At 41.4% G+C, this 21,443-nt stretch carries 21 protein-coding genes; all 21 read left to right on the top strand.

All coding sequences use genetic code 11. The features are described from left to right. Position 1: 1 nt before the first annotated feature. Positions 2-451 carry an ATP-binding protein gene (locus DW963_RS09345; RefSeq protein WP_117915286.1) on the top strand — a complete coding sequence of 150 codons (450 nt, stop codon included), beginning with the start codon at positions 2-4 and terminating at the stop codon, positions 449-451. 5 nt (positions 452-456) lie between these two features. Then, positions 457-630: a hypothetical protein gene (locus DW963_RS09340; protein ID WP_187307217.1), complete on the top strand. Its 174-nt coding sequence runs from the start codon at positions 457-459 to the stop codon at positions 628-630. Between the two features lie 235 nt (positions 631-865). Continuing rightward, entirely contained in the window at positions 866-1,654 is a 789-nt protein-coding gene (locus DW963_RS09335; protein WP_243004669.1) for an ICP22 family protein, read from the top strand. Between the two features lie 91 nt (positions 1,655-1,745). Next, entirely contained in the window at positions 1,746-5,315 is a 3,570-nt protein-coding gene (locus DW963_RS09330) for a SpaA isopeptide-forming pilin-related protein (RefSeq protein WP_286169277.1), read from the top strand. After that, the gene (locus tag DW963_RS13735) at positions 5,261-7,123 is read left to right on the top strand and encodes a SpaA isopeptide-forming pilin-related protein (RefSeq protein ID WP_502694415.1); all 1,863 of its coding nucleotides are present in this window, start codon (positions 5,261-5,263) and stop codon (positions 7,121-7,123) included. Before DW963_RS09330 ends, DW963_RS13735 begins: the two co-directional genes overlap by 55 nt. Positions 7,124-7,196: 73 nt before the next feature. Then, entirely contained in the window at positions 7,197-8,192 is a 996-nt protein-coding gene (locus DW963_RS09325; RefSeq protein WP_117915279.1) for a DUF5688 family protein, read from the top strand. A 109-nt stretch (positions 8,193-8,301) separates the two neighbouring features. Continuing rightward, positions 8,302-8,841 (top strand): JAB domain-containing protein, encoded by a 540-nt coding sequence (locus DW963_RS09320; RefSeq protein WP_117915277.1) that lies wholly within the window; start codon positions 8,302-8,304, stop codon positions 8,839-8,841. Between the two features lie 4 nt (positions 8,842-8,845). After that, entirely contained in the window at positions 8,846-9,823 is a 978-nt protein-coding gene (locus DW963_RS09315; RefSeq protein WP_117915275.1) for a DUF3991 and TOPRIM domain-containing protein, read from the top strand. 416 nt (positions 9,824-10,239) lie between these two features. Then, complete coding sequence (locus DW963_RS09310) at positions 10,240-10,761, top strand: multidrug transporter (RefSeq protein ID WP_117915273.1); 522 nt, start codon at positions 10,240-10,242, stop codon at positions 10,759-10,761. Between the two features lie 4 nt (positions 10,762-10,765). After that, on the top strand, positions 10,766-11,098 hold the full coding sequence (locus DW963_RS09305; protein WP_117915271.1) for a plasmid mobilization protein: 333 nt from the start codon (positions 10,766-10,768) through the stop codon (positions 11,096-11,098). Next, on the top strand, positions 11,085-12,539 hold the full coding sequence (locus DW963_RS09300; RefSeq protein ID WP_353652803.1) for a relaxase/mobilization nuclease domain-containing protein: 1,455 nt from the start codon (positions 11,085-11,087) through the stop codon (positions 12,537-12,539). The genes DW963_RS09305 and DW963_RS09300 overlap by 14 nt, the downstream gene beginning before the upstream one ends. Before the next feature lie 16 nt (positions 12,540-12,555). Next, on the top strand, positions 12,556-13,740 hold the full coding sequence (locus tag DW963_RS09295; RefSeq protein ID WP_077326144.1) for a hypothetical protein: 1,185 nt from the start codon (positions 12,556-12,558) through the stop codon (positions 13,738-13,740). A gap of 9 nt (positions 13,741-13,749) precedes the next feature. After that, positions 13,750-14,154, top strand: a complete 405-nt coding sequence (locus DW963_RS09290) for a hypothetical protein (RefSeq protein ID WP_006858865.1) — start codon at positions 13,750-13,752, stop codon at positions 14,152-14,154. Then, complete coding sequence (locus tag DW963_RS09285; protein ID WP_117915269.1) at positions 14,154-15,272, top strand: PcfB family protein; 1,119 nt, start codon at positions 14,154-14,156, stop codon at positions 15,270-15,272. Before DW963_RS09290 ends, DW963_RS09285 begins: the two co-directional genes overlap by 1 nt. 6 nt (positions 15,273-15,278) lie before the next feature. Then, positions 15,279-17,474 carry a VirD4-like conjugal transfer protein, CD1115 family gene (locus DW963_RS09280; RefSeq protein ID WP_117915267.1) on the top strand — a complete coding sequence of 732 codons (2,196 nt, stop codon included), beginning with the start codon at positions 15,279-15,281 and terminating at the stop codon, positions 17,472-17,474. A gap of 316 nt (positions 17,475-17,790) precedes the next feature. Beyond that, the gene (locus DW963_RS09275) at positions 17,791-18,258 is read left to right on the top strand and encodes a hypothetical protein (protein ID WP_117915265.1); all 468 of its coding nucleotides are present in this window, start codon (positions 17,791-17,793) and stop codon (positions 18,256-18,258) included. 68 nt (positions 18,259-18,326) lie between these two features. Beyond that, positions 18,327-18,962 (top strand): DUF3879 family protein, encoded by a 636-nt coding sequence (locus DW963_RS09270; protein WP_117915263.1) that lies wholly within the window; start codon positions 18,327-18,329, stop codon positions 18,960-18,962. Positions 18,963-19,214: 252 nt separating this feature from the next. After that, positions 19,215-19,589, top strand: a complete 375-nt coding sequence (locus tag DW963_RS09265; protein ID WP_117482436.1) for an electron transporter RnfA — start codon at positions 19,215-19,217, stop codon at positions 19,587-19,589. Between the two features lie 52 nt (positions 19,590-19,641). Further along, positions 19,642-20,484: a VirB6/TrbL-like conjugal transfer protein, CD1112 family gene (locus tag DW963_RS09260; RefSeq protein WP_117835794.1), complete on the top strand. Its 843-nt coding sequence runs from the start codon at positions 19,642-19,644 to the stop codon at positions 20,482-20,484. Positions 20,485-20,496: 12 nt separating this feature from the next. Further along, positions 20,497-20,907 (top strand): DUF4313 domain-containing protein, encoded by a 411-nt coding sequence (locus DW963_RS09255; RefSeq protein WP_004611541.1) that lies wholly within the window; start codon positions 20,497-20,499, stop codon positions 20,905-20,907. 12 nt (positions 20,908-20,919) lie between these two features. Then, positions 20,920-21,432 carry a PrgI family protein gene (locus DW963_RS09250; RefSeq protein WP_004611542.1) on the top strand — a complete coding sequence of 171 codons (513 nt, stop codon included), beginning with the start codon at positions 20,920-20,922 and terminating at the stop codon, positions 21,430-21,432. The last annotated feature ends 11 nt before the right edge of the window (positions 21,433-21,443 follow it).

Raw genomic sequence — 21,443 nt, 5'->3', positions numbered from 1 at the left:
CATGATGGCAAAACAGTTTAATTATGAAGTAAAAACAACAATTAGACTAAATATGCATAATCCAGACCATGTGCTAATTAATAATGTCATTCAGAATCTTGATCCAAAGATTTTTAAGTCCAAGAACCAGTTTATACTGGATGCATGTAAGTTTTACATTGACAATTATGGAAGTGAGACTTTTATTGCAAAGAAAAAAGATAATGAAAGGGCTGAATATATCCGGTCAGCAGATATTGAGGACATTAAGACAGAGGTTATAGAAGCAGCAATCAATGAAGCAAGGAAAGAGGTCATAAGGCTGTTAGGCGGTGTGATATCCGGGATGAATGTTGGTCAGCCGGTAATAATGCAGGCAGCCAATAGTGAAGCACAAGAACCGGCAGAAGATGTTATGGACGATGCAGATGTTGCAGGACTTGCAATGGGATGGATGTCGAAAGGAGACTGATTATTATGAGAAGAGTTATGGGAGCCGTAGGAACAGTGATTTTAGAGATACTCAAGTGTATATTAAGGATAATTCTTGGAGCGTTGAAGCTGGTCTTAGGACTTGCCAGAATAATTCTTCTTCTATTCGCTATGGTGGCAAGGATATTTCTTTCATTCGTAAGAATGGGCACATTCTGAGAGGAGGTGAGCATATGCAGGTAAAGGGTTTATTCTTGAATTATAAGAAAAACAGACGACTTATGCAGTATTTCTTTAGAATAAGAGAGCTGGTATAATGAAAGGAGTTTAAGATGCACAGAATACGGGACAGTCCTATGTGTCCCGTGCATTACAGATAAATAGTTCACCGCAAGGGTGGATGGCACGGAACACAAAGCCCGTCCCTCTTGCGGAGAAGGGATGGGTGATTACTATGAAGAAGATAAGTATTATCTTATTATCCGCAGTACTGGTCTTTTCAATGGCTGCCTGTAATGGTGGTAAGGAAAAGGCTGATAATCAGACAGAGAAACAGACGGAAAGCGTAAAGCCAACTGAAGAAGTAGCAATGGCAACGGAAGCTGTCACAGAGGTCACAACCGAAGCTGGAAGTGAAGAGACAGAGAAAGATATTGCCGAGGTTAAAGATTCAGAAGAGAAGACTGATAAGGAAGATAACCGGTCCGCTGATAATGAAACTGCATCAAAGCAGGAAGAAAAGCCAAAGCAGAATGACGAGCCGGAACAGAAAGCTCCTGTAAATGATAGTGAGGAAGCTGGCGGAAATCAGAGTAATGCAGGTAATGGTGGTCAGACTACAGACAGTCCGAAAGACAATGTGAGCAATCCACAGCCTGCATACGTGGCATACAGTCCACAGAATGTTGTGTCACTTGCAACAGCAAAGTGTCAGGCAGGAGGGATGATTACCACACAGCAGAATTTACAGAACCATCTAAATGACGGCAGTATCACGCAGGAAGAGTACAATGAGTATTATCCTTACGATGGTATGGAGGGCTCTTATTACAGTGTGTTTGTAGAGACAGACCTCAACAAAGCAAGTACCATTGATGGACAGCGGTTATCATCTGAGGATGCAATCGCAGGATATATTGCAAGTATGTTACTTTTGGAAACAGATCCGGTATTCTACATCAGTTATGATGGAGTTTACACGACAGGCGGTACAGACTATTACGAGTTTCGATGTCACAGATAAATAAAAACGAATAGAAGCAGAAGGAAGAAAGATGTAAGCCATAAACTTATGTCTTTCTTTTTTTATGCGTAAATTAAGGAGGAAAGAGCACATGAAACAGAAACTAAAGCGTTTTATGGCAGGATTTATGGCTATGCTCACACTGGTTGGAACACTCTTTACGAATGGTACAACAGCATTTGCAGCCAGTCCGCAGGCAAATATTGCGTTCTGGAATGCATCAGTCAAAAATTCCGGAGAAGTAAGTGAGCTGAAGCCCGGATTTAATCATGGCAAGATTCTGTATTCAATTCTTGACGGAAATTCTGCATATTGTATGAATTTCGGATTAAGAGCAGATGGCGGTCAGCTTATGAACAGCTACGATGATGCGAGCACATCAATGTCAGCACAGCAGAGAAAGCTTTTAAGTTACTGCCTTTATTATGGATTTAACAGTACACAAAAGGCGGCACCAAGCAACAGCCAGTGCGATGAGTATATCGCAACTCAGGCAATGGTATGGGTTATTGTAGCAGATATCTTTGGAACCGGAAGCGGTGATTCAGCAGCAAGAAAGCTCTGTAACACAGCACCAAGTCCTGATTCTTCATACAGCTATTATGAGAGACTCAGAGACAATATCAGCAGTTCCTACAATGCAACGCTTCCAAGTTTTGCATCACGCAGAACCAGTGAAGCACCAACTTATGAGTTGAAGTGGAATGAGGGAAGTCAGAGATTTGAAGCAACATTATCTGACAGCAATGGTGTCTTATCTGATTTTGATTTTGGCATCAGCGGATATTCTGTTGATAAGAATGGCAACAGTATTACAATCTCTTCAACGAGCGTGAATACCACAGCTACAACAGGAACATTCACATCCAATGCTGGCAAGGTTGAGACAACATCAAGCTGTGTATTCTGGCTTACAGGAAAGAGCGGATATCAGGAGTTTATTTCTGAAAGACCGACAGCAGATCCTATTAAAGCCTATATCAAGGTCAAGACAGAGAACATCGGATATGGTGAGCTTACAAAGACAGATGAGTCAAGCGGAGTGAAGCTTTCCGGTGCAGTTTATGGAATCTATTCTGACAGCGGATGCACAAACAGAGTACAGACCATGACAACAGATGGAAACGGATATGCAAAGTCAGCTGCACTTGTTGCAGGCACTTATTATGTAAAAGAGATTACCGCTCCAAAGGGATATGTCCTTTCCGGTAAGGTTCATACACTTACTGTAAAAGCAGGACAGACAACAGGAATCTCTGCAACAGATAAAGAGCAGCTTGGAGCAATCACAATCTACAAAGAGGGTGAGGTGCTTAGCTCATGGAATGGAAGCAATTTCACCTATGAGAAAAAGAAGCTTTCCGGAGCAGCATTTAAGGTAACTGCCGGGGCAGATATCTACAAGGCAGATGGTACAAAGGTGTATAGTGCTGGCGATGTAGTGGCAGAAAGCCTTACAACAGGAACTGACGGACAGGTGGTATTATCTGACCTTCATCTTGGAACTTATGTGGTTACTGAGATTAAGAGCATTGACGGATATACAATCAATACCACACCTCAGACAGTAGCAGTTGAGTATAAGGACCAGACTGTGACAGTCCAGTATGAATCAACTACGATTGAGAATACAAGACAGAAAGCGGATGTATCTGTCGTAAAGAAGGACTCTGACACAGAGAACCCTCTTGATGGCGGCAAGTACACACTTTATGCCGGAAATGACATCAAAAACTATGCCGGACAGGTTATTGTGACAAAGGGTACAGCTCTTGAGACAGTAACTACAGGTGAGGACGGAAAGGCAAGCTACAGCGTAGATCTGCCAATCTCTAACGGATATTATGTCTCAGAGACACAGGCACCATATGCGTATATCAGAAACAGTAAAGATGTTTACAGCTTCAATTTCAATGTATTACCTGAAACACAGGCAAAGGCATCATTCAGTCACACATTTGTAAATGACAGAACGACAGCAAAGATTCATATCTACAAGGTAGACAAGGAATCAGGCAAGGCAGCAGCCCAGGGAGATGCAAGCCTTGAGGGAGCTGTCTATGGTCTTTATGCAAGAAACGATATCCAGCATCCGGACGGAGCAACAGGTGTTGTTTTCAAAGCAGGAGACTTGGTTGCAACTCTTACAACAGATAAGACTGGCGAGGCAGAGGTTAATAACCTTTATCTCGGCAACTATTATGTGAAAGAAATCACACCATCAGAAGGATATCTTTTAGATGAAGAGGAGCATGATGTAGTATGCGACTACGAGGGCGACTTAGTAGCAGAGGTATCAAGAAGCACAACCTCAGCAGAGCAGGTCATCAAGCAGCCATTCCAGCTTATCAAGGTATCTGACAATGGCGATGATACTGAAGCAGGACTGCTTGCAGGTGCAGAGTTCACAGCTTATTTGAAATCATCTTTACCTGTAAAGGCAGATGGAAGTTATGACTTTGATAAGGCAACTCCGGTAGTAATCGGGGAAAACGGAGCAACAACAATCACATCCGATGATAAGGGACATGCAGTTTCCATTGCAATTCCTTATGGAATCTATGTGGTAGTTGAGTCAAAGACTCCGCATAACATGAAGGCAATCAAGCCATTTGAGGTAAAAATCAGCGAGAACCATCCTGACAAGCCTCAGACATGGAGAGTATTTCTTGACAGGGAATTTACTGCAAAGTTTCGTGTGATCAAGAAGGATTCTGATACAAAGCAGACAGTACTTGTACCAAATGCAGAGTTTAAAATCTTCAATACTGATAAGAACGAGTATGTGAAGCAGTACACAACTTATCCGTCAAAGGTAGAGCATACTTCATTCTTTACTGATGAGGACGGAGATTTAATCTTACCGGAGGCACTGAAAATCGGTAACTACCGTATTGAGGAAGTGTCTGCACCATTTGGATATGTTGTAAATGATAAGTATGTCAACATCTCGGTTGATACTGACACAGCATTTGAAACAGATGGTGATACAAATGATGCAATCATTACTGTGGAATATTCCGATGCCCCTGCAGTCGGAGAAATGACTGTAGAAAAGAAGGGTGAGGTACTTGACGGATTCAAGGGTGGACTTCTTGCAAGCTCATATGAGAAAGAGTTTGTTTATAAGGAAGGCTCACTTGCCGGAGCAAAATTTAAAGTTTATGCTGCCGAGGATATTTACACAGCAGACAACCAGAAGGATGCAGACGGAAACCGCATTAAGTATTACAGCAAGGGAGACATTGTGACAACTCTTACAACTGGCAAGGATGGAAAGGCAACAGCTAAGAATCTTCCTCTTGGACAGTACAGAGTTGTGGAAGTGGAAGCTCCATACGGATATGTATTAAATCCGAATGAGCAGAAAGTGACATTCACATATGTGGATGATAAGACACCTGTTATCAAGGAAAGCCTTACTTTCTCAGATGACAGACAGAAGCTTGATATGTCAGTGACTAAGCTTGATGCAGAAGATAACACACCGATTGCAGGTGCAGTATTTGGTCTTTATGCAGACGAGGATATCAAGAATGTAGATGGCAAGGTAATTATCGAGAAAGGCACACTTCTTGAGAGACAACATCTGATGAGAATGGAAAGATTGCTTTTGTTAAGGATTATCCATTTGCAAAATATGTTGCAAGGGAGCTTGTAAAGCCTGCCGGATATGTGACAAATGAGGAAGCAGTAAACTTTGATACAAAATATCAGGGACAGGATGTTAAGACTGCTGTATATAACAGCGAGTATAAAAACACACCTACAACCTTTGAGTTTACAAAGACAGATATCACAAGCGGTGCAGAGCTTACAGGTGCAACACTTACTGTACTTGGTAAGGATGGAAATGTGGTAGACACATGGACATCTGATGTTAAGGAAGCACATGTGATCAAGAGACTTGTAGTTGGAGAGACTTACACTCTTCGTGAGGAATTTGCTCCTTACGGATACCTCAAGGCAACTGATATCCAGTTTACAGTAGAGGACACAGGCAAAGTGCAGCATGTAGAGATGAAGGATGAAGTACCTACAGGTTCCATTGTCATCAATAAGGATGGCGAATTTGTAACAGACACTACTCTTATGAAGGGTTACTGGTATGACTTTATCTTCAATTTCTTCAAGGACAGCCTTGCAGGAGTAACTTTTGATATATATGCAAAAGAGGATATCGTAAGTGCTGACGGACTTGACACTGTATATCATAAGGCAGGAGACAAGGTGGCAACCATCGTGACAAATGATAAGGGTATCGCAAGAATTGATGACCTTCCACTTGGCAGATATTATCTTGTTGAGACAAAGACTATTGATGGATTTGTATTAGATGATACACCGATTGAGGCAGAACTTTCCTATATCGACCAGAACACAAAGGTTGTGTTTGCAGGAATGGATGTGACAAATGAGCGTCAGAAAGTGCAGATTACTGTTACAAAGACTGATTCAGAGACAAGGAAAGAACTTGAAGGTGCTGTATTTGGTTTGTTTGCGAAAGAAGATATCGTAAATAAGGATGGAAAGGTTATTGTCAAAGCAGATACACAGATTGAGAGAACAGTAACAGGCAAGGATGGAAAGGCTGCATTTACCTCTGACCTTCCGCTTGGACAGTATTATGTCAAGGAGATTGAGGCACCAAAGGGCTATGTGAAGTCTGATAAGATTTTTGATGTGGATGCTTCATATCAGGGAGATAAGGTAAAGGTTATCGAGTTTAAGGCAGCATTTGAAAATGCACCGATCAAGGTAGAGATTTCAAAGACTGATATCACAGGCGAGAAAGAATTACCTGGAGCAAAGCTTTCAGTTATTGATGCTGATGGAAAGCTTGTTGAGAGCTGGACATCAGAAGTAGGAAAGACGCATATGATTGAGAGACTTCCTGTCGGAAAGTACACACTCAGAGAGGAATCTGCACCATATGGATATAAGGTGGCAAGTGACGTAACCTTTGAAGTAAAGGAGACGGCAGAAATCCAGAAGGTATCCATGAAGGATGAGCAGGCAGTCGGTAAGATTGTCATCGAGAAAACTGACAAAGTAACCGGAAAGCCGATCGAGGGTGTTGTATTTGAAGTAAGGGATAAGGATGGAAAGGTGCTTGATACACTCACTACTGACAAGAATGGTCATGCAGAGAGCAAGGAACTTCCTATCTGCACTTACAACGAGGATGGTTCATTCAAGGAAGATATCCATTATACAGTAGTTGAGACAAAGGCAGCTGACGGATATATCCTTGATGAAACAGCTCATGATGTAACTCTTCGATATGATGACAATGCACCGGATGTTGTTGTAGCAACTCTTAAGCTTGTCAATGTACCGACAGAGCCTAAGCTTCCACAGACAGGCGACAATGCAAATCCGCTTCTTTATCTTGGAATTGGTGCACTTGCACTTATTACAGGTGTTGGAGTAGGACTTCGTGGAAGAAAGAAAAAGAATAAACAGTAACAATTAACCTTGCGGGGAATGTAAGCCAGTAACTTATGTTCCCTGCTTTTTTAGATTAAGGAGGAACCGTAATATGATGAATTACGAGATTTTTAAGGAAGTAGTAAAAGAAAAGTTTATGGATTATATGCCTGAGAAGTTCAAAGGGATGGAGCTTGTGGCAGAACCCGTGGAAAAGGTGAATGTGACTCTTGATGGCATCATCTTAAGAGAGGAAGGCAGGAATATTTCGCCTACGATTTATATCAATGACATGTATAAGAAGTATCAGAACTGTGGTGATCTTGAGGAAACACTTATGGCTGCATGTGACTTTATGGAAAGGGCATATGAGCAGGCTCCGGTTGTTGATGTGGACAGCATTATGAGGGATGCTAACGAGAAGATTGTATTCCAGCTCATCAATACAGAGCAGAATAAGACATTTTTGGAACAGGTGCCTCACAGGGAGTTTCAGGATCTCTCTATTGTGTATAAGGTAATAATCAGTGCCGATAAGGATGCGGTGCAAAGTTCAAAAATTACAAATGAATTTGCGAAAAGACTTGGGATGAGCGAGGAACAGCTCTTTAAGTGTGCTGCTGAAAACACAAGAAGGCTCTTTCCACCTGTCGTTCGTAGCATGAATGACATTATGAAAGAAATGTTCGCAAGGGATGGGATGCCACAGGAGATTGCAGATATGATGATAGCTGAGATTCCACCTGAGCAGACGATGTGGGTGATTTCCAATGAAAAGGGTATCAATGGCGCAGCATCCATGCTTTATGAGAATGAGCTTCATGAGCTGGCAGAGAGTTTAGAGAGTGATCTTTATATTCTCCCTTCGAGCGTGCATGAGGTTATTGCAGTGTCTTCAGATATGGGAAGCCCTGAGATGCTTGCACAGATGGTAGTCGAGATAAATATGCAGGAGGTGTCTTTGGACGAGAGACTTTCCAATCAGGTATATCACTATGATAAGGATTTAAGAAAACTCACCCTTGCAACTGATACACCGAACAAGAGACTTGATGGTATCGTTGCTGAACCTCCCCTTGTATATGATGCGAAGGAAAAGTCCAGATAGGAGGCAGTTATGGAGCAGGAACTTACAATGGAAGAACTCATTGCTCTCATAAACAGCCAGAAAGGTGACTTTGTTATCCGTGTCGAGTTTGGAGAGGAGGCGGTGTCTGATGCCAAAGAAGAATGACTTCAAGCTTGATGTGGTTTCGGTAAGACTTGTAAAGGATGCTCCGATTTATTCGGAGCACACCTTTAATAATCCGGCGGATATAGCTGCTGTCATGGGAGACTGTATGTGCCAGTTTGACAGGGAAGTAGTGTGTGTGGTCAATCTAAGGTCAGATTTAAAACCTATCAATGTGCATTTTGCAAGTGTTGGTTCTTTAAATGAGGCAATGGCACATCCGAGAGAGCTGTTTAAATCAAGTATCTTAAGCAATGCTGCAAGCATGATGTTAATCCATTGTCATCCATCCGGAAATGTATTCCCAAGCAAGGCAGACACGATGATGACAGACCGCATGAACAAGCTGTGTGAACTGATGGGAATACCGCTCATTGACCATATCATAGTCGGTGGAGACAATCATGAATTTTTCAGTTTCAGGGAAAAAGGCATGATTGATAATCCTAAGATTACCCTGAGCACAGATTACCGGACACTTGATATCAAGTCACCGCTTGTAGCAGAGCAGGGAAAGGCAAGGTGAAAGCATGGATGGAAGATTTACGGATGAAGAGCTTGCCATAGCAAAGAGTGTTGACCTGTGTGCAGTTGCTGAAAGCCTTGGGTATACAGTAAAGAGGATTGGCAAATACCACACATTAAAGGAGATGGATTCCATCCGTATCTATAACAGAAGCCATTGGTACAGATGGTCAAGGCAGTTTGACAAAGGCAACAATGGCGGCTCACAGATAGATTTCTTACGGGTATTTTGTGGAATGAGTGTAAAAGAGGCTGTGTTCTGGCTTTTAGATTTCGCAGGATACAGAAGAATCGAGAAGCCTGTAAAGCAGCCACTTGTTCATCAGGTATCGCAGAAGCAGGCAGAGGAGAGAAAGCCATTTGTCCTACCGGAACCGGCAGGAGATAATTCCTATCTTATTTCCTATCTGAATCAGGAGAGAGGAATCAGCAGAGCAGTCATAGATCTGTTTTTAAAAGATGGACTGATTTATGAGAGCAGGCATTACCACAATGTTGTTTTCAAGGGAAATGATAAAAATGGAGTGACAAGATTTGCAAGTATGCGGGGAGTGTTTGATAAGCAGGGCAAGCCATTCAAGTGTGATGTCACAGGCAATGATAAAAACTATGGATTTAATGTAGTAAATGTTAACAGTACAGAGCTTGTAGTATTTGAGGCTGCAATCGACCTTATGAGTTATGTGGATATCTTCACGGATTATGAATCAAATAAGCTGGCACTTGGGATGCTTGCAGATGCACCACTTGAGACTTTTCTTCGGGAACATCCGCAGATAACTTCCATCCGGTTCTGCCTTGATGGAGATGAGCCGGGGAGAAAAGCAGCAGCTGAACTTATGAGAAAGTATTATGAGCTTGGATATGAGGTAGAAGACTGTCCGCCTCCAGCCGGATATAAGGATTACAATGAGTGGCTTGTAGCTACAAAGCTTAATCTGAGCCAGATGAATCAGAGAGTTGATGAACCGGTCAGGGCATGAGAAAGAAAGCATATAGGTCTGAAATATTCCTTATGTAAAGAGTGGTGGCAGAAAGCGCCGTCAAAATAGCAAAGTGATGGCAAAATCCGCCACCAGAATAGGAAAGTGATGGCAGAAAACGCCACCAAAAAATTCTGTCGTAAAATTATAAATTTTTGGATGTGAAAAAGTGGTGGCAGAAAGCGCCATCAAAATAGCAAAGTGATGGCAAAAAACGCCATCAAATTATAAAAGTGGTGGCAAAAAGCGCCACCATAGTATAAAACAGAGGGTTTTAGGGAGATTTTCTCCCTAACTAGATGGCATTAGGACAGAGATGTCTCTAATGCGTATCTAGCCGTAAACCTAAGAGATTCAGACAGGCGTGTGGGTGGAAGAGATATACAAAACACAGATAAGGGAGGTGCAGGAAAGCAATGGATAAAGAACTTACAATAATCGCAGAACCAGAGGAACTTATTGCCTGGGCAGACACATTTGATATCTTACTAAACCCTTCGATAGAAGATGCTGCAATTCTGCTTAACTATATGGAAGGACATGATTATGCCATTGGCATAGATTCAGATGGGAAGATGTACAGGCAGGATGTAGCTGAGGAGAATGGTGAGATAGAACCATATCCAATTGATGATGTTATAGATATTGTCTGTGAATGGAACTATGAACTGATACTTGATGCGGAAGCACACAGGAGTGATCCAAAGGATTTTAACGACTATAACGAGTATCAGAGCAGGTATGAAAGTCTGAAAGCAGATGAAAAGAGACTGGACAGATTGTTTGATAAAACCAGTTATGGTAAGGAACTTATAGAAGTTGCCACAGAGCTTGCAGACAGGGTTATTGCCCAGCTGGGTAATAAAGAACTGGAAAAAGCTGCTGTAACAGTAGCAGAAGGAATAAGAGAATACAGTACGGGTAAGAGAGGAAGGTGATCCTATGGCAGATAAAGTTCATTGTATAAGGAAAACACTAAGACTTATGCCACAGGAAGCGAAGATGCTTTCTGATAAGGCAAAGGCTAATGGAATGAATGAAGCCGAATATATCAGGCTTCTAATCAGTCAGAAACCAAATGATTATCCAGAAGTAAGGAAACTTCTTAAAGAGCTTATTAATGAGGTAAACCGTATCGGCATTAACATCAATCAGATTGTATTTAACAGTAATGCACAGCTGTATTCAAAGAAAGATAAGGAACAGCTTGTGGCATATATGAAAAAGCTGAATCAGTCTGTCAGCGAGGCGGTGGTAAAGATTGGCAATCAGTAAGATACTTCACATGAAGGACAGCGGGAATTCTTTTCATGCAAGGCATTTAAAGCGGGCATTGGATTATGTGATGAATCCTGAGAAAACGCAGGGAGGAAGACTTGTGGGAGCCATAAACTGCCAGACAGATATGGCTTTTGAGCAGATGATGGATACAAAGAAGCAGTTTGGAAAAACAGACAAGCGGCAGGGGTATCATATCATTCTTTCTTTCAAAGAGGATGAGGTGGAACCGGACAGGGCTTTTGAGATAACACAGAAGTTTGTAGCAGAATATCTTGGTAATGCCTATGAAGCGGTATTTGTGGTTCATGATAATACAGACCATGTTCATTCACACATTGTATTTAACAGTGTAAGCTTTGTGGATGGGAAAAAGTATCGTTATGAGAAAGGTGACTGGGCAAAGTATATCCAGCCAATTACCAATAAGCTGTGTCAGGAGTATGGTCTTTCCATTATAGATGTGGAGGATGGCAGCAAAGAGAAACAGCATGAGAATTATAAGGACTGGAGCGAATATCGTGAAGGCAGCTTTGTGTGGGCAGATATGATAAAAAGAGATCTTGATGCCTGCATTTTACAGGCAAATGATTTTAGTGGATTTCTGGAGCTGCTGTCGGAAAAAGGATATGAGGTCAAGCAGGGAAAGTATCTGGCAGTCAGACCACAGGGGATGACAAGATTCAGAAGATGTAAGACTCTTGGCGAGAATTATTCACAGGAAGCTATTGTGGAGCGCATTGCTAAGGAAGATTTATCTTTTTACCAGTCACAGAATGAGGAAAGGCAGGCTGAGATAGTAAAGTGCTATGTCAAAAGATACCGCAGAGCGAAGATGTCAGGCTTGCAGAAAAGATATTATGCAAAGCTTTACCGGATTGGAAAGCTGAAAAAGAAGCCATACAGTCAGGTATGGAAGTATAGGGATGATATCCGAAAGATGCATAAGCTGCAGGAGCAGTATCTATTTCTGGTAAGGCATAAGATTGAGAGTGCGGAAGAACTTGTTTCGGTACTTGATAATCTGACGGATAAGAAGAAAGAAGCATCAAAGGAAAAGAGTAAGACCTATAAGGCTAAGGAAAGATTCAAAGATATTTTTGACAAGGCTGAACAGATCCGGGAGCTTGATGATGCGGAATCGTGTTATCAGAGTGGGGATACCTTCTTTGAAGATGAGCACAATGCATGGGAAAGGCTTAACACTGAGCTTCTGGCACAGGGATACAGTGTGGAAGAGGTCGAGAGTCTTAGAAAGAAATATGAGAGCAAGTATGCACAGGACTGTAAGGCAGAACGGGCGGTATCAAAGGAACTTAGCCTTGGAAGATCAATCTGGAAGGAACTTACAGTATCAGCTTCGGCAGAAGAGAAGCAGTATGACAAAGAAACAATAAGAGACAGAAAAGAACAGCCGAACGTTAGGCTGTTTTTTTAGTAGTTAGGAGGCATATATGGAAGAAAAAAGAGAGCCATTAAGTGAAATGGCGATTGAGAGAAAGATACAGATTCTTCGTAATAAGCATATGGACAGTGAGGTTATTGCTCTTGTCAAAAGCGATTATGAATATGGACTGACTGATGATGAAATTGGTCTGTATCTTAACAAAAGTTATGACATTGAGCAGATGAAGGTGTTATCAAAATGTCTGCATAAGGGTGTATCAGAAGAGTTGTTAACGCTGCTGAAAGATAGCAGGATGGCAGCACCTAAGATGCAGACAGCATTGGATTACTATGAAAAAGGTGTGCCGATTGATGCAATCAGAGAGGTAGTCCAAAAAGATGATACAGCAGTAAACATGCGCAGGATGTTTGATGTGGTATTAGAAAAGCTTAATAAAGCCAAAGAGCAGATGCCACAGGATTTAGAGTATGTGAAAAGTCTTGTAGCTCAGATGGATGAAGTGGTTGCAAAGATCAATCATCAGAATGAAAGGTATGATGCCCTGAATAAGAAGCTTTCTGAAATAGAAACTTCCAAAGATGACGAGGAAGTCAGGGAGCGTCTGGTCAAGGAGAACCAGGATAAGGACGCTCTTATCAACAGTCAGCAGAATGAACTGAATAAGGCAAGCAGTACGATTGCAAGACTCAGGGATGATATTGAGAAAAAGGATAAGGAGATGAAGCGTATGGGAGACAGAATAGAGTCATTGGAAGATAAGATCATAAGTGTTGCCACAGAGAATAAGAAAGAGGCAGAAAGTAAGGCAGAGCCGCAGGAAAGCCAGTCCGTATCACAGGCAGATAAAAAGATGGTTGATACAGTTGCAGTTCCTCAGAATATGCAGGCTGTGGCAAATGGAATTCCGGTCTATTATCAGATTCCGGTAGTTGATGGTACTGGAAATGTGGTGCAGAGACTTCCGATTGAGCGAAGTGTGAGAAAGAGCAGCAACAGCGGAGTGGCAAGTCTTTTTGCAAGACTGTCATTTAAGAAAAAGTCAAGAGCAGACATTGTAAAGCTGGTTGCATCGGGAGACCTTGTTCCGGCGCAGCTTGTGCAGATTAAGAGTGCAATAGAAAAGGGACTTACTGAGTCACAGCTTGTAGAGCTTATAAACAACAACATTTCAGCGGAAAAGATGAAGGAGATCATTGAGATTGCTGTGCTTGAAAACAGCATGGCAGATTAGGAGGAACTTATGAATTTAGCAGTAGTAAATGAAGCAGTAACAGAAATGAATGGTGTGGAGCATCAGTTTACAGAGGAAGAGAAAAACTTTGTTGTCCAGTTCGCATTCAGAAGTGGCAGCAAGGAAGACACGATTTCTCTTATTGAAGCTTTGGCACATTCAGCGGATAAGGCTGAGTCGGACGAGATTATGGTCACATACAGGTCTAAATATGATATGAAGCCTGCATGGGTGGAACAGGTGGAAAACCTGCTTGTGGCACTTGAAATGTATCGTATCGAGGAGGAGAAAGCAATCAATCATCTGGCAGATATTTTGACTGCTTATGGTATTGATGTATCAGCCGAGGAAATCCGTACTACAGAGACAGAAACGCTTAAAACAACAGTCAGAGAGAAAGTGGAGGTGCGATAATGGCAGAAGAGATTCAGGAAGCGGTGCAGATCATCCGTGTAGCTTATGATGGCATTGAGATTGCCATGAAGGTAGGAAGCGGCAGCATTGCTGCCATGCAGAAGGCAATAGATTTCTTAAAAGGGATGCTTGATTATGAAAAGTCACTTGGCAAGACATCCATGAGAAAGCTGATCTTAAAAGGTGGCGATTTACAGGTGTTGCAGTTTAATACCGAAGATATGAAAAAGGTTGAAAAGATGGCAAAGAAGTATGGAATCCTGTATTCGGTACTTCCAGACTGTAACAGGAAAGATGGACTGAGTGAGGTAATCTTTCATACAGAGGCAGTTCCCCGTGTGAATATGATGATACAGAAGCTCAAGTTTGGTAAGATTGCCACATTTGACGATTATCTGAAGAATGGAGATGAAAAATCCCTTGGCAAGCTGATGGATTTTTTGAAGAAACAGCAGGGAAACGAGAAAAGCCACACGATAGAAGGGGATAGGGTTAATACCGCCATTGACGGACTGATCGAAAAGGTCGGAATGTTTGCAATGGAAAAGAAAGCTATCAGTGTGGATCAGGTCAAGGAGAATTTCAGTATCAATGGTGAGCAGGCTGAAAGTGTTATCAAACAGCTTGAGACAATCGGTGTGCTTGGCAGTAAGAAGGAAGATGGTACGCATGCAGTCATGATGGATAAGGATGCATTTATCAACCGTGTCAGAGGATATCAGGACCTTGCAGAGAGAATGAGGGCAGTAGCCGCATCAAAGAATGCCAATCTTTCGGATGTTACAATCAGTAAGAAACTCATTATTGAGGAGAATGACCATGCAGTTAAGACAAGAATCCCCGGAACATGGGGAGACGAAGCAAGATATGTATGGCTTCGTAAAGAAAACATTATGGACATCCATAATGGAAAGACTATGCTCACGTTTCTCGATTCCAATAAGGATTATAAGCTGTATGACAGCCAGAATCGTGTTGTAACAACACAGAAGGGAACAGAGCTTTATACGCATTATGATAAGGTGGAGGCATCTGTCAGGGAGCGTTATGAGAAAGTCCAGAAACAGCAGAAAAAGACCACGCAGCAGAAAACAGTCACTACCAAGAAAGCGAGGTAGCAGCCTATGCAGACAACAAAGAAAAAGCCGTCACTGATATTCATCCTTGTGGGTGCAGTGTTAGCCGGGTACCTTGGTTATCTGATAAATGGTGCGTGGTCGGAGGGAGTGGCATTTAATGAATTTATGAACAGATTCAATGAAGTATGTGCTGCTCCCTTTGCAAACTATTACAATACGAATACTATAAAAGCGGTAGCCATTGCATTAGGAATCTATGCGATGGCTATTGTTATGTATTACACCAGCCAGAGAAACTATATGCCCGGCAAGGAGTTTGGTACAGCGAGATTTGAAAATCCAAAGCAGGTTAATAAGATACTGGCGGATAAGGACGAGAATTTCAATCGAATACTAAGCCAGAATGTGAAGATGTCACTTGATTTCAGAAGGCTGAAGCTCAATGGAAATATTCTTATCTGCGGTGGTTCCGGTGCCGGTAAGACATTTTATGAAGTAAAGCCGAATCTTATGCAGATGCCGCATAACTGTTCCTTTATCTGTACCGATCCAAAGGGAGAAATCCTTAGAAGCTGCGGGCAGATGTTAAAAAATAACGGATATAACCTGAAAGTCATTAATCTGTTAGAGATGGATAAATCAGACTGTTACAATCCATTTTCCTATATCAGAGAGGAAACAGATGTGGTCAAGCTGATTACAAACCTTATCAGCAATACGACACCAAAGGGAGCGACACCAAGTGATCCGTTCTGGGAAAAGGCGGAAGGATTGTTCTTACAGGCTATCTTTTATTATGTGTGGCTGGAGGTACAGCCGGCAAAGAGAAACTTTGAGACAGTACTGAAACTTCTTGGAGAAGCAGAGGTTACAGAACAGGGAAAAGCATCAAAGCTGGATGTGCGTATGAAGTTTTTAGAGGAAAGTTCTCCGCTTGGAGCTAATCATCCGGCAGTAAAGCAGTACAACAAATGTATGAGAGGTGCAGGAGATACCGTCCGTTCCATTATCATCAGTGCCAACTCAAGACTTGCATTTCTTGAGAATAAGCAGGTTTTACGATTACTCTCAAAAGATGAGCTTAATCTGTCAGATATCGGTATTGGAGTGAATGGGGATGGAGAGACAAAGACAGCACTCTTTTGTGTAATCCCGGATAGTGACAAATCCTATAACTTTATTATTGGACTACTTTATACGCAGATATTTCAGGAACTGTACTATCAGGCGGACTTTAACTGTGGCGGCAGACTTCCAATTCATGTGACCTTTATGTTAGACGAATTTGCGAATGTCGCATTGCCGGATGACTACTGTTCATTGTTATCGACAATGCGAAGCAGAGAGATTTCAAGTATCATCATCATTCAGAACTTTGCCCAGTTAAAGGCACTTTTTAAGGACACCTGGGAGACAATTCCAGGCAACTGCGATACTTTCATCTACCTTGGCGGCAACGAGCAGTCAACGCATAAGTACGTCTCAGAGCTGCTTGGGAAAGGTACGATTGATAAGAAGTCAAGCGGAGAGACAAAGGGCAGACAGGGAAGCTCTTCAAGAAATTATGATGTATTAGGAAGAGAACTGTTTACACCCGATGAAGTCAGAAAGCTGGATAACAAAAAGTGTATTATCTTTATCCGTGGATTTGATCCTATCATGGACAATAAGTTCATACCATTCAATCATCCGATGTTTAACCAGACAGCAGATGGCAAGGGAGAGCCTTATGTTCATCAGATAAGAGGAGCAGATAATCTTATCGGTCCGCCATTTGAGATTCTTTCAGACAAGGCGGTTAAGTATTATGAAAAACTGAAGGATAAGGGCGAGAATGTGTATATTGATTCTCTTACCTATGAGCAGTTTATGATGCTTGGTGATGCGGAATTAAGCAGAAGATTTTCCATGCAGGATGAAGCAGAGCAGAAAGCAAAGATAGACAGGGAGCAGGCAAATGAGCTTGAGTATGTTGATGAATCACAGAAGTCAGATGCTGCAGGAAGTGCCAATGCATCTAATGGAAGTGCTGGTGGTAAGCCTGTAAGAAATCCTGAGAGGGAAAAGCCTAAGTGGGAGGATACAATCACAAACCGAATGATGCACTGGTCATATACACCGGAGCAGAAAGAGGAAGTGAAGAAAGCACTTGCGGCAGGTGTTCCGAAAGCAACGATTCTTACTTATTTCTATCCGGAAGTGACGGTGGAGAAGATGAGTTCATATCGGAAGAATCAGTAAAGGCGTCGCATAGGCACAGGAACTGTGGTATAATGTGCCTATGCGGAATGAAAAAATTTTGTAAATCTGAAATATGTTGGTGTTTAAAATTAAATTATTTTTTGAAAAAGTCAGAAAAACAAGAAAAGATATTTTACTAAATAGGAAGATTACCAAACTAATGTAGTTTGTCCTACTTAAGATTTCACTGGCAGATGTCGATAAATATGATAAAGATTGTTTCTGCAGAAGATAAAAAATAAAGAGAGGAGGTTGATGATTTAAACTGAAATAACCAGTTACATAATTGATTTTGTTATTACAAGGAGGTATTTAAATGAAACGTAAAATTTCTTTTATGATGGTATTAGTATTATTATGCACTATGTTTGTTGTGCCTGTATCTGCGGCTGAAGTATCAAATATTTCAGACGAGGGAATATCTGTTGCGGCAACAACTGGAACAACATACTTTTCAAAAACAACTACAAAGTTAAATTCGTTGAACGGTTTGGAGGCTTCTTCTTTATTATCGTCAGGTACTTGTTTAGGAAATACAAGAAATATTACATCTGTTACGGTTAATTGTCGTGTAAGCAGAGGAAGTTCTCGTTACATTCTAAAAGTTACATCACCTAGTGGAACTGTAGCTACAAAAACATGTGGTACAACAAGCACAACATATACTTTTACAGAATTCAGAAATGAAGATCCTGATGGAAAATGGACAGTATCTATTGCATCACAAGGTGTCGTAACAACAGTGACAGGAACATTGAAGGTAAATTATTCATATTCTTATTAGTCAAGGATATGGAGGTTTATGAACATAATATGTAAATAGATTTTATCCTTAGCAAGGAGGTGAATATTATGTCATTAAATATAAGTTCATATAATAATGTAACAGGTAGCAAGGTAAATACCCAAAGTAAGCAGTATAAAGCAATGGAAGAAAAGGGTTGGATATCAGGTGTTATACAAAATGAATCTATGATGTCACCAGAAGAAAAAATGATATATGAAACATTCGGTGGAAGAGATACTATTATTAAGAATTTGATGAAACAATTTGATTCAGATGGTGATTTACTGAATGCAAATGGAGTGGCAGGAATGGATGTTACTGGCAAAGGTACATCGTGGCAGAAACTCACGAGTGTATCTGAGGAATATCGCCAAAAGATGTTTGATAATGTAAAACAAGAATTTATCCAAGAAAACGGTGTTTCAAATGGTGACACAACTAAGCGTTCAGATATTTTCAAAGATTATCAGTTAAGTGTGAATAAAGATAAACGTTTAAGTGGTACATGGACTTTGGAACAATATGAAGGACAGTATAGATCCGCTATGTATGCAGCAGTGAAAGCAGCTAATCCAAATTGGAAACCGGGACAAAAATTTGATACAAGTATTCTTGATAATGTCACAAGAGAATCAGTGGAAGCGACGCTTGTCAAAAATGGTAATAGGCTAGTTCGTAATTCTATTGATGTATCAGTATAGAATACAACAACTTCAAATTTGTCTGACTCACAACAATTTAATATCAAACTAATACAAGCACTTTAGCCAATGATAAGGTTAAGGTGCTTTTTTTGCGCCTTGAAAGGAGGTGGTTACAGCTAAACACATCGGGGAAAGCCCGATTTAATCATTACAACAGGCATTGCCTGATCATATAGAGTAACTTTTAGCAGCCAGTTAGGGATTATATCCCTGCTGGCTTATTTTTTTATCGAAAAGGAGATAAACGACATGAGAAAAGAACAGATTATTACAACTAACAACAATCAGATGGAGGAGAAAGGCATGAAGAGCAGATTCATTCACTTTAAGAAGAGATTCGTTCCGGCATTATCCGGGGCACTTATGGGAGTAATGCTTATGAGCACAACCTGTTTTGCGGCAGGAGATACTTCCGCAGTAACACAGCCGCTTGAGAACTTAAAGACACTTATCATTGCAGTCATTGGTGCGGTTGGTGTCATCATTCTTGCAAAGAATGTTATGGAGTTCGCACAAGCCTACCAGCAGCAGGATTCATCTACCATGAACTCTGCACTGAAAGGAATTGTAGCAGGTGTCATGATGGCTGGTATTTCAACAGTACTGACATTCTTAGGCTTCTAAGATGGGGGAAAAAGTTCCCCTTTTAGTAAAAGGAAAGAGGTGAATAACAAGTATGGATATTTTTAAGCTTGGAGACAAGATCCTTGCACTTCTTGAGGCGGTGTTTGGGTTTTGGAACAATCAGATATCCCTGGTCTTTGCAATGCTTGGACAGTCACCGGTCAGTTTCAAGGGCGGAGGTCCCTGGGCAGTTATTGAGGGTATTGAGCCGGTCTTTGTAGCGGTCGGCGCATCCCTCGTTGTGCTGTTCTTTGTTATCGGTTTCTGCTCGGAAAGCATAGATGTTAAAGATGAGATGAGGTTTGAATCAATCCTGCGTATGCTTATCCGACTGGGACTTGCAGAATGGTTTGTTGCAAATAATGTCACGATTATGAAAGCGTTTTTTACTTCCATAGGAAATCTGGTGGGACTTATATCTGCAGGGACAACGACGCAGCTTGCCATTGACAGTACACAGGCAGACATCATTAAGGGACTCGGATTTGGTGAGAGTCTGGTAATGCTGATACTTACAGCTTTGCTTGCAATCATCATTATTATATGTGGATTTTTTATCATCTACACAGTGTATTTCAGGTTCTTAAAGATACTGATTATTGTGCCGCTTGGTGCGATTGCCTGTTCCACGATGGCAGGAAACAGGATGGTCAGTCATACAATGGCTACCTACTGCAAATATTTTCTTTCATGTGTATTTGAGGCAGTAACGATGGCACTTGCGATTGTGGTATGTAATGCATTTATCAATGCAGGACTTCCGGCATTTACAGGAAGTTATGCTGACTGGGCACAGACGCTTATATATCTGTGTGAAATGACATTTACGATAGCAATGACTGTTGGAAGTGTGAAGGGAGCACAGACACTTACAAGCAAGGCATTTGGATTATAGAAGGAGGCAGAAATGGATAATGAAAAGAAACAGGTTACTTATAATTCAAGCATAACCGGAGAAACGCAGGTGACATTTGATATCCAGCAGTATATGAATAACAGGGCAATGTTTATCGGTCTTATGTGTAATGAAGATGGATATGAGGAGCCTTTTGGGGATGTGACTGTGAATTTGTCGGTTGCAGCACCAAATTACTGCGGATATCTGAATGTGAATGACATGCCGGATATTGAAAAGTTTATTACAGACAATGACATTGGAGAGTTTACAGGATTCACGCAAAGGAGCGGTTTCTGCGAATATCCGCTTTATCTGTTCAATGTAGATAAGCTTAGAGAACTGTGTCCGGATGGAATGGATAAGTATGAGGCAAATATCGGAATGACAAGAAAGCCAGAGACAAAGGATTTATCAAGATAGGAGGCAGGGACAATGGTAATCGAAGTAAACAAGGATATTGACCGCTATCAGGAATCGGTTGCAATGGGACTTACTGCAAGGCAGCTTATATTTTCCATTGCAAGCGTAGTGGTCGGTGGCGGTATCGTCCTTCTTCTTTACAAGTATATCGGTCTTACTGGTTCTGCTTATGTGGCAATTCCCTGTGTGGCACCGATTGCACTTGGCGGATTCTATTCCTTTAACGGGATGAATTTCTACGAGTATATGGGAAAGAAACTGCATTTTATGTTTGGAAACAGGGCACTTACCTATGTATCAACAGAGGGAGAGCCTGCAATAAAGCGGTTAGAAGCAGAGCAGAATGAACAGGTAAAGAAGAAAGGCAGAAAGGCTGAACGGGAGACTGTAACAGCTGATTTGGCTGTAAAGAAGCAGGAGGAGTTTGAAGCAATGAAGAAAAAGACGAGAAACATGCTGCTTGGACTTGTTGCAGTCATTGTGGCGGCAGCAGCAGGCATTGCTGCATATAAGGCAATGCATTAGAAACGAATAGT

It is taken from the genome of Eubacterium sp. AM46-8 (genome assembly GCF_003466705.1).
In the GTDB taxonomy this organism is placed as follows: domain Bacteria; phylum Bacillota; class Clostridia; order Lachnospirales; family Lachnospiraceae; genus Lachnospira.
The sequence above is the reverse complement of the archived record's forward strand: the minus strand, read 5'-3'. Positions and strand labels throughout refer to the sequence as shown.

Bases quoted from the DNA above. Each gene is read 5' to 3' on its own strand.
- DW963_RS09345 (WP_117915286.1), top strand. From the start codon at position 2: ATGATGGCAAAACAGTTTAATTATGAAGTAAAAACAACAATTAGACTA.
- DW963_RS09340 (WP_187307217.1), top strand. From the start codon at position 457: ATGAGAAGAGTTATGGGAGCCGTAGGAACAGTGATTTTAGAGATACTC.
- DW963_RS09335 (WP_243004669.1), top strand. From the start codon at position 866: ATGAAGAAGATAAGTATTATCTTATTATCCGCAGTACTGGTCTTTTCA.
- DW963_RS09330 (WP_286169277.1), top strand. From the start codon at position 1,746: ATGAAACAGAAACTAAAGCGTTTTATGGCAGGATTTATGGCTATGCTC.
- DW963_RS09325 (WP_117915279.1), top strand. From the start codon at position 7,197: ATGATGAATTACGAGATTTTTAAGGAAGTAGTAAAAGAAAAGTTTATG.
- DW963_RS09320 (WP_117915277.1), top strand. From the start codon at position 8,302: ATGCCAAAGAAGAATGACTTCAAGCTTGATGTGGTTTCGGTAAGACTT.
- DW963_RS09315 (WP_117915275.1), top strand. From the start codon at position 8,846: ATGGATGGAAGATTTACGGATGAAGAGCTTGCCATAGCAAAGAGTGTT.
- DW963_RS09310 (WP_117915273.1), top strand. From the start codon at position 10,240: ATGGATAAAGAACTTACAATAATCGCAGAACCAGAGGAACTTATTGCC.
- DW963_RS09305 (WP_117915271.1), top strand. From the start codon at position 10,766: ATGGCAGATAAAGTTCATTGTATAAGGAAAACACTAAGACTTATGCCA.
- DW963_RS09295 (WP_077326144.1), top strand. From the start codon at position 12,556: ATGGAAGAAAAAAGAGAGCCATTAAGTGAAATGGCGATTGAGAGAAAG.
- DW963_RS09290 (WP_006858865.1), top strand. From the start codon at position 13,750: ATGAATTTAGCAGTAGTAAATGAAGCAGTAACAGAAATGAATGGTGTG.
- DW963_RS09285 (WP_117915269.1), top strand. From the start codon at position 14,154: ATGGCAGAAGAGATTCAGGAAGCGGTGCAGATCATCCGTGTAGCTTAT.
- DW963_RS09280 (WP_117915267.1), top strand. From the start codon at position 15,279: ATGCAGACAACAAAGAAAAAGCCGTCACTGATATTCATCCTTGTGGGT.
- DW963_RS09275 (WP_117915265.1), top strand. From the start codon at position 17,791: ATGAAACGTAAAATTTCTTTTATGATGGTATTAGTATTATTATGCACT.
- DW963_RS09270 (WP_117915263.1), top strand. From the start codon at position 18,327: ATGTCATTAAATATAAGTTCATATAATAATGTAACAGGTAGCAAGGTA.
- DW963_RS09265 (WP_117482436.1), top strand. From the start codon at position 19,215: ATGAGAAAAGAACAGATTATTACAACTAACAACAATCAGATGGAGGAG.
- DW963_RS09260 (WP_117835794.1), top strand. From the start codon at position 19,642: ATGGATATTTTTAAGCTTGGAGACAAGATCCTTGCACTTCTTGAGGCG.
- DW963_RS09255 (WP_004611541.1), top strand. From the start codon at position 20,497: ATGGATAATGAAAAGAAACAGGTTACTTATAATTCAAGCATAACCGGA.
- DW963_RS09250 (WP_004611542.1), top strand. From the start codon at position 20,920: ATGGTAATCGAAGTAAACAAGGATATTGACCGCTATCAGGAATCGGTT.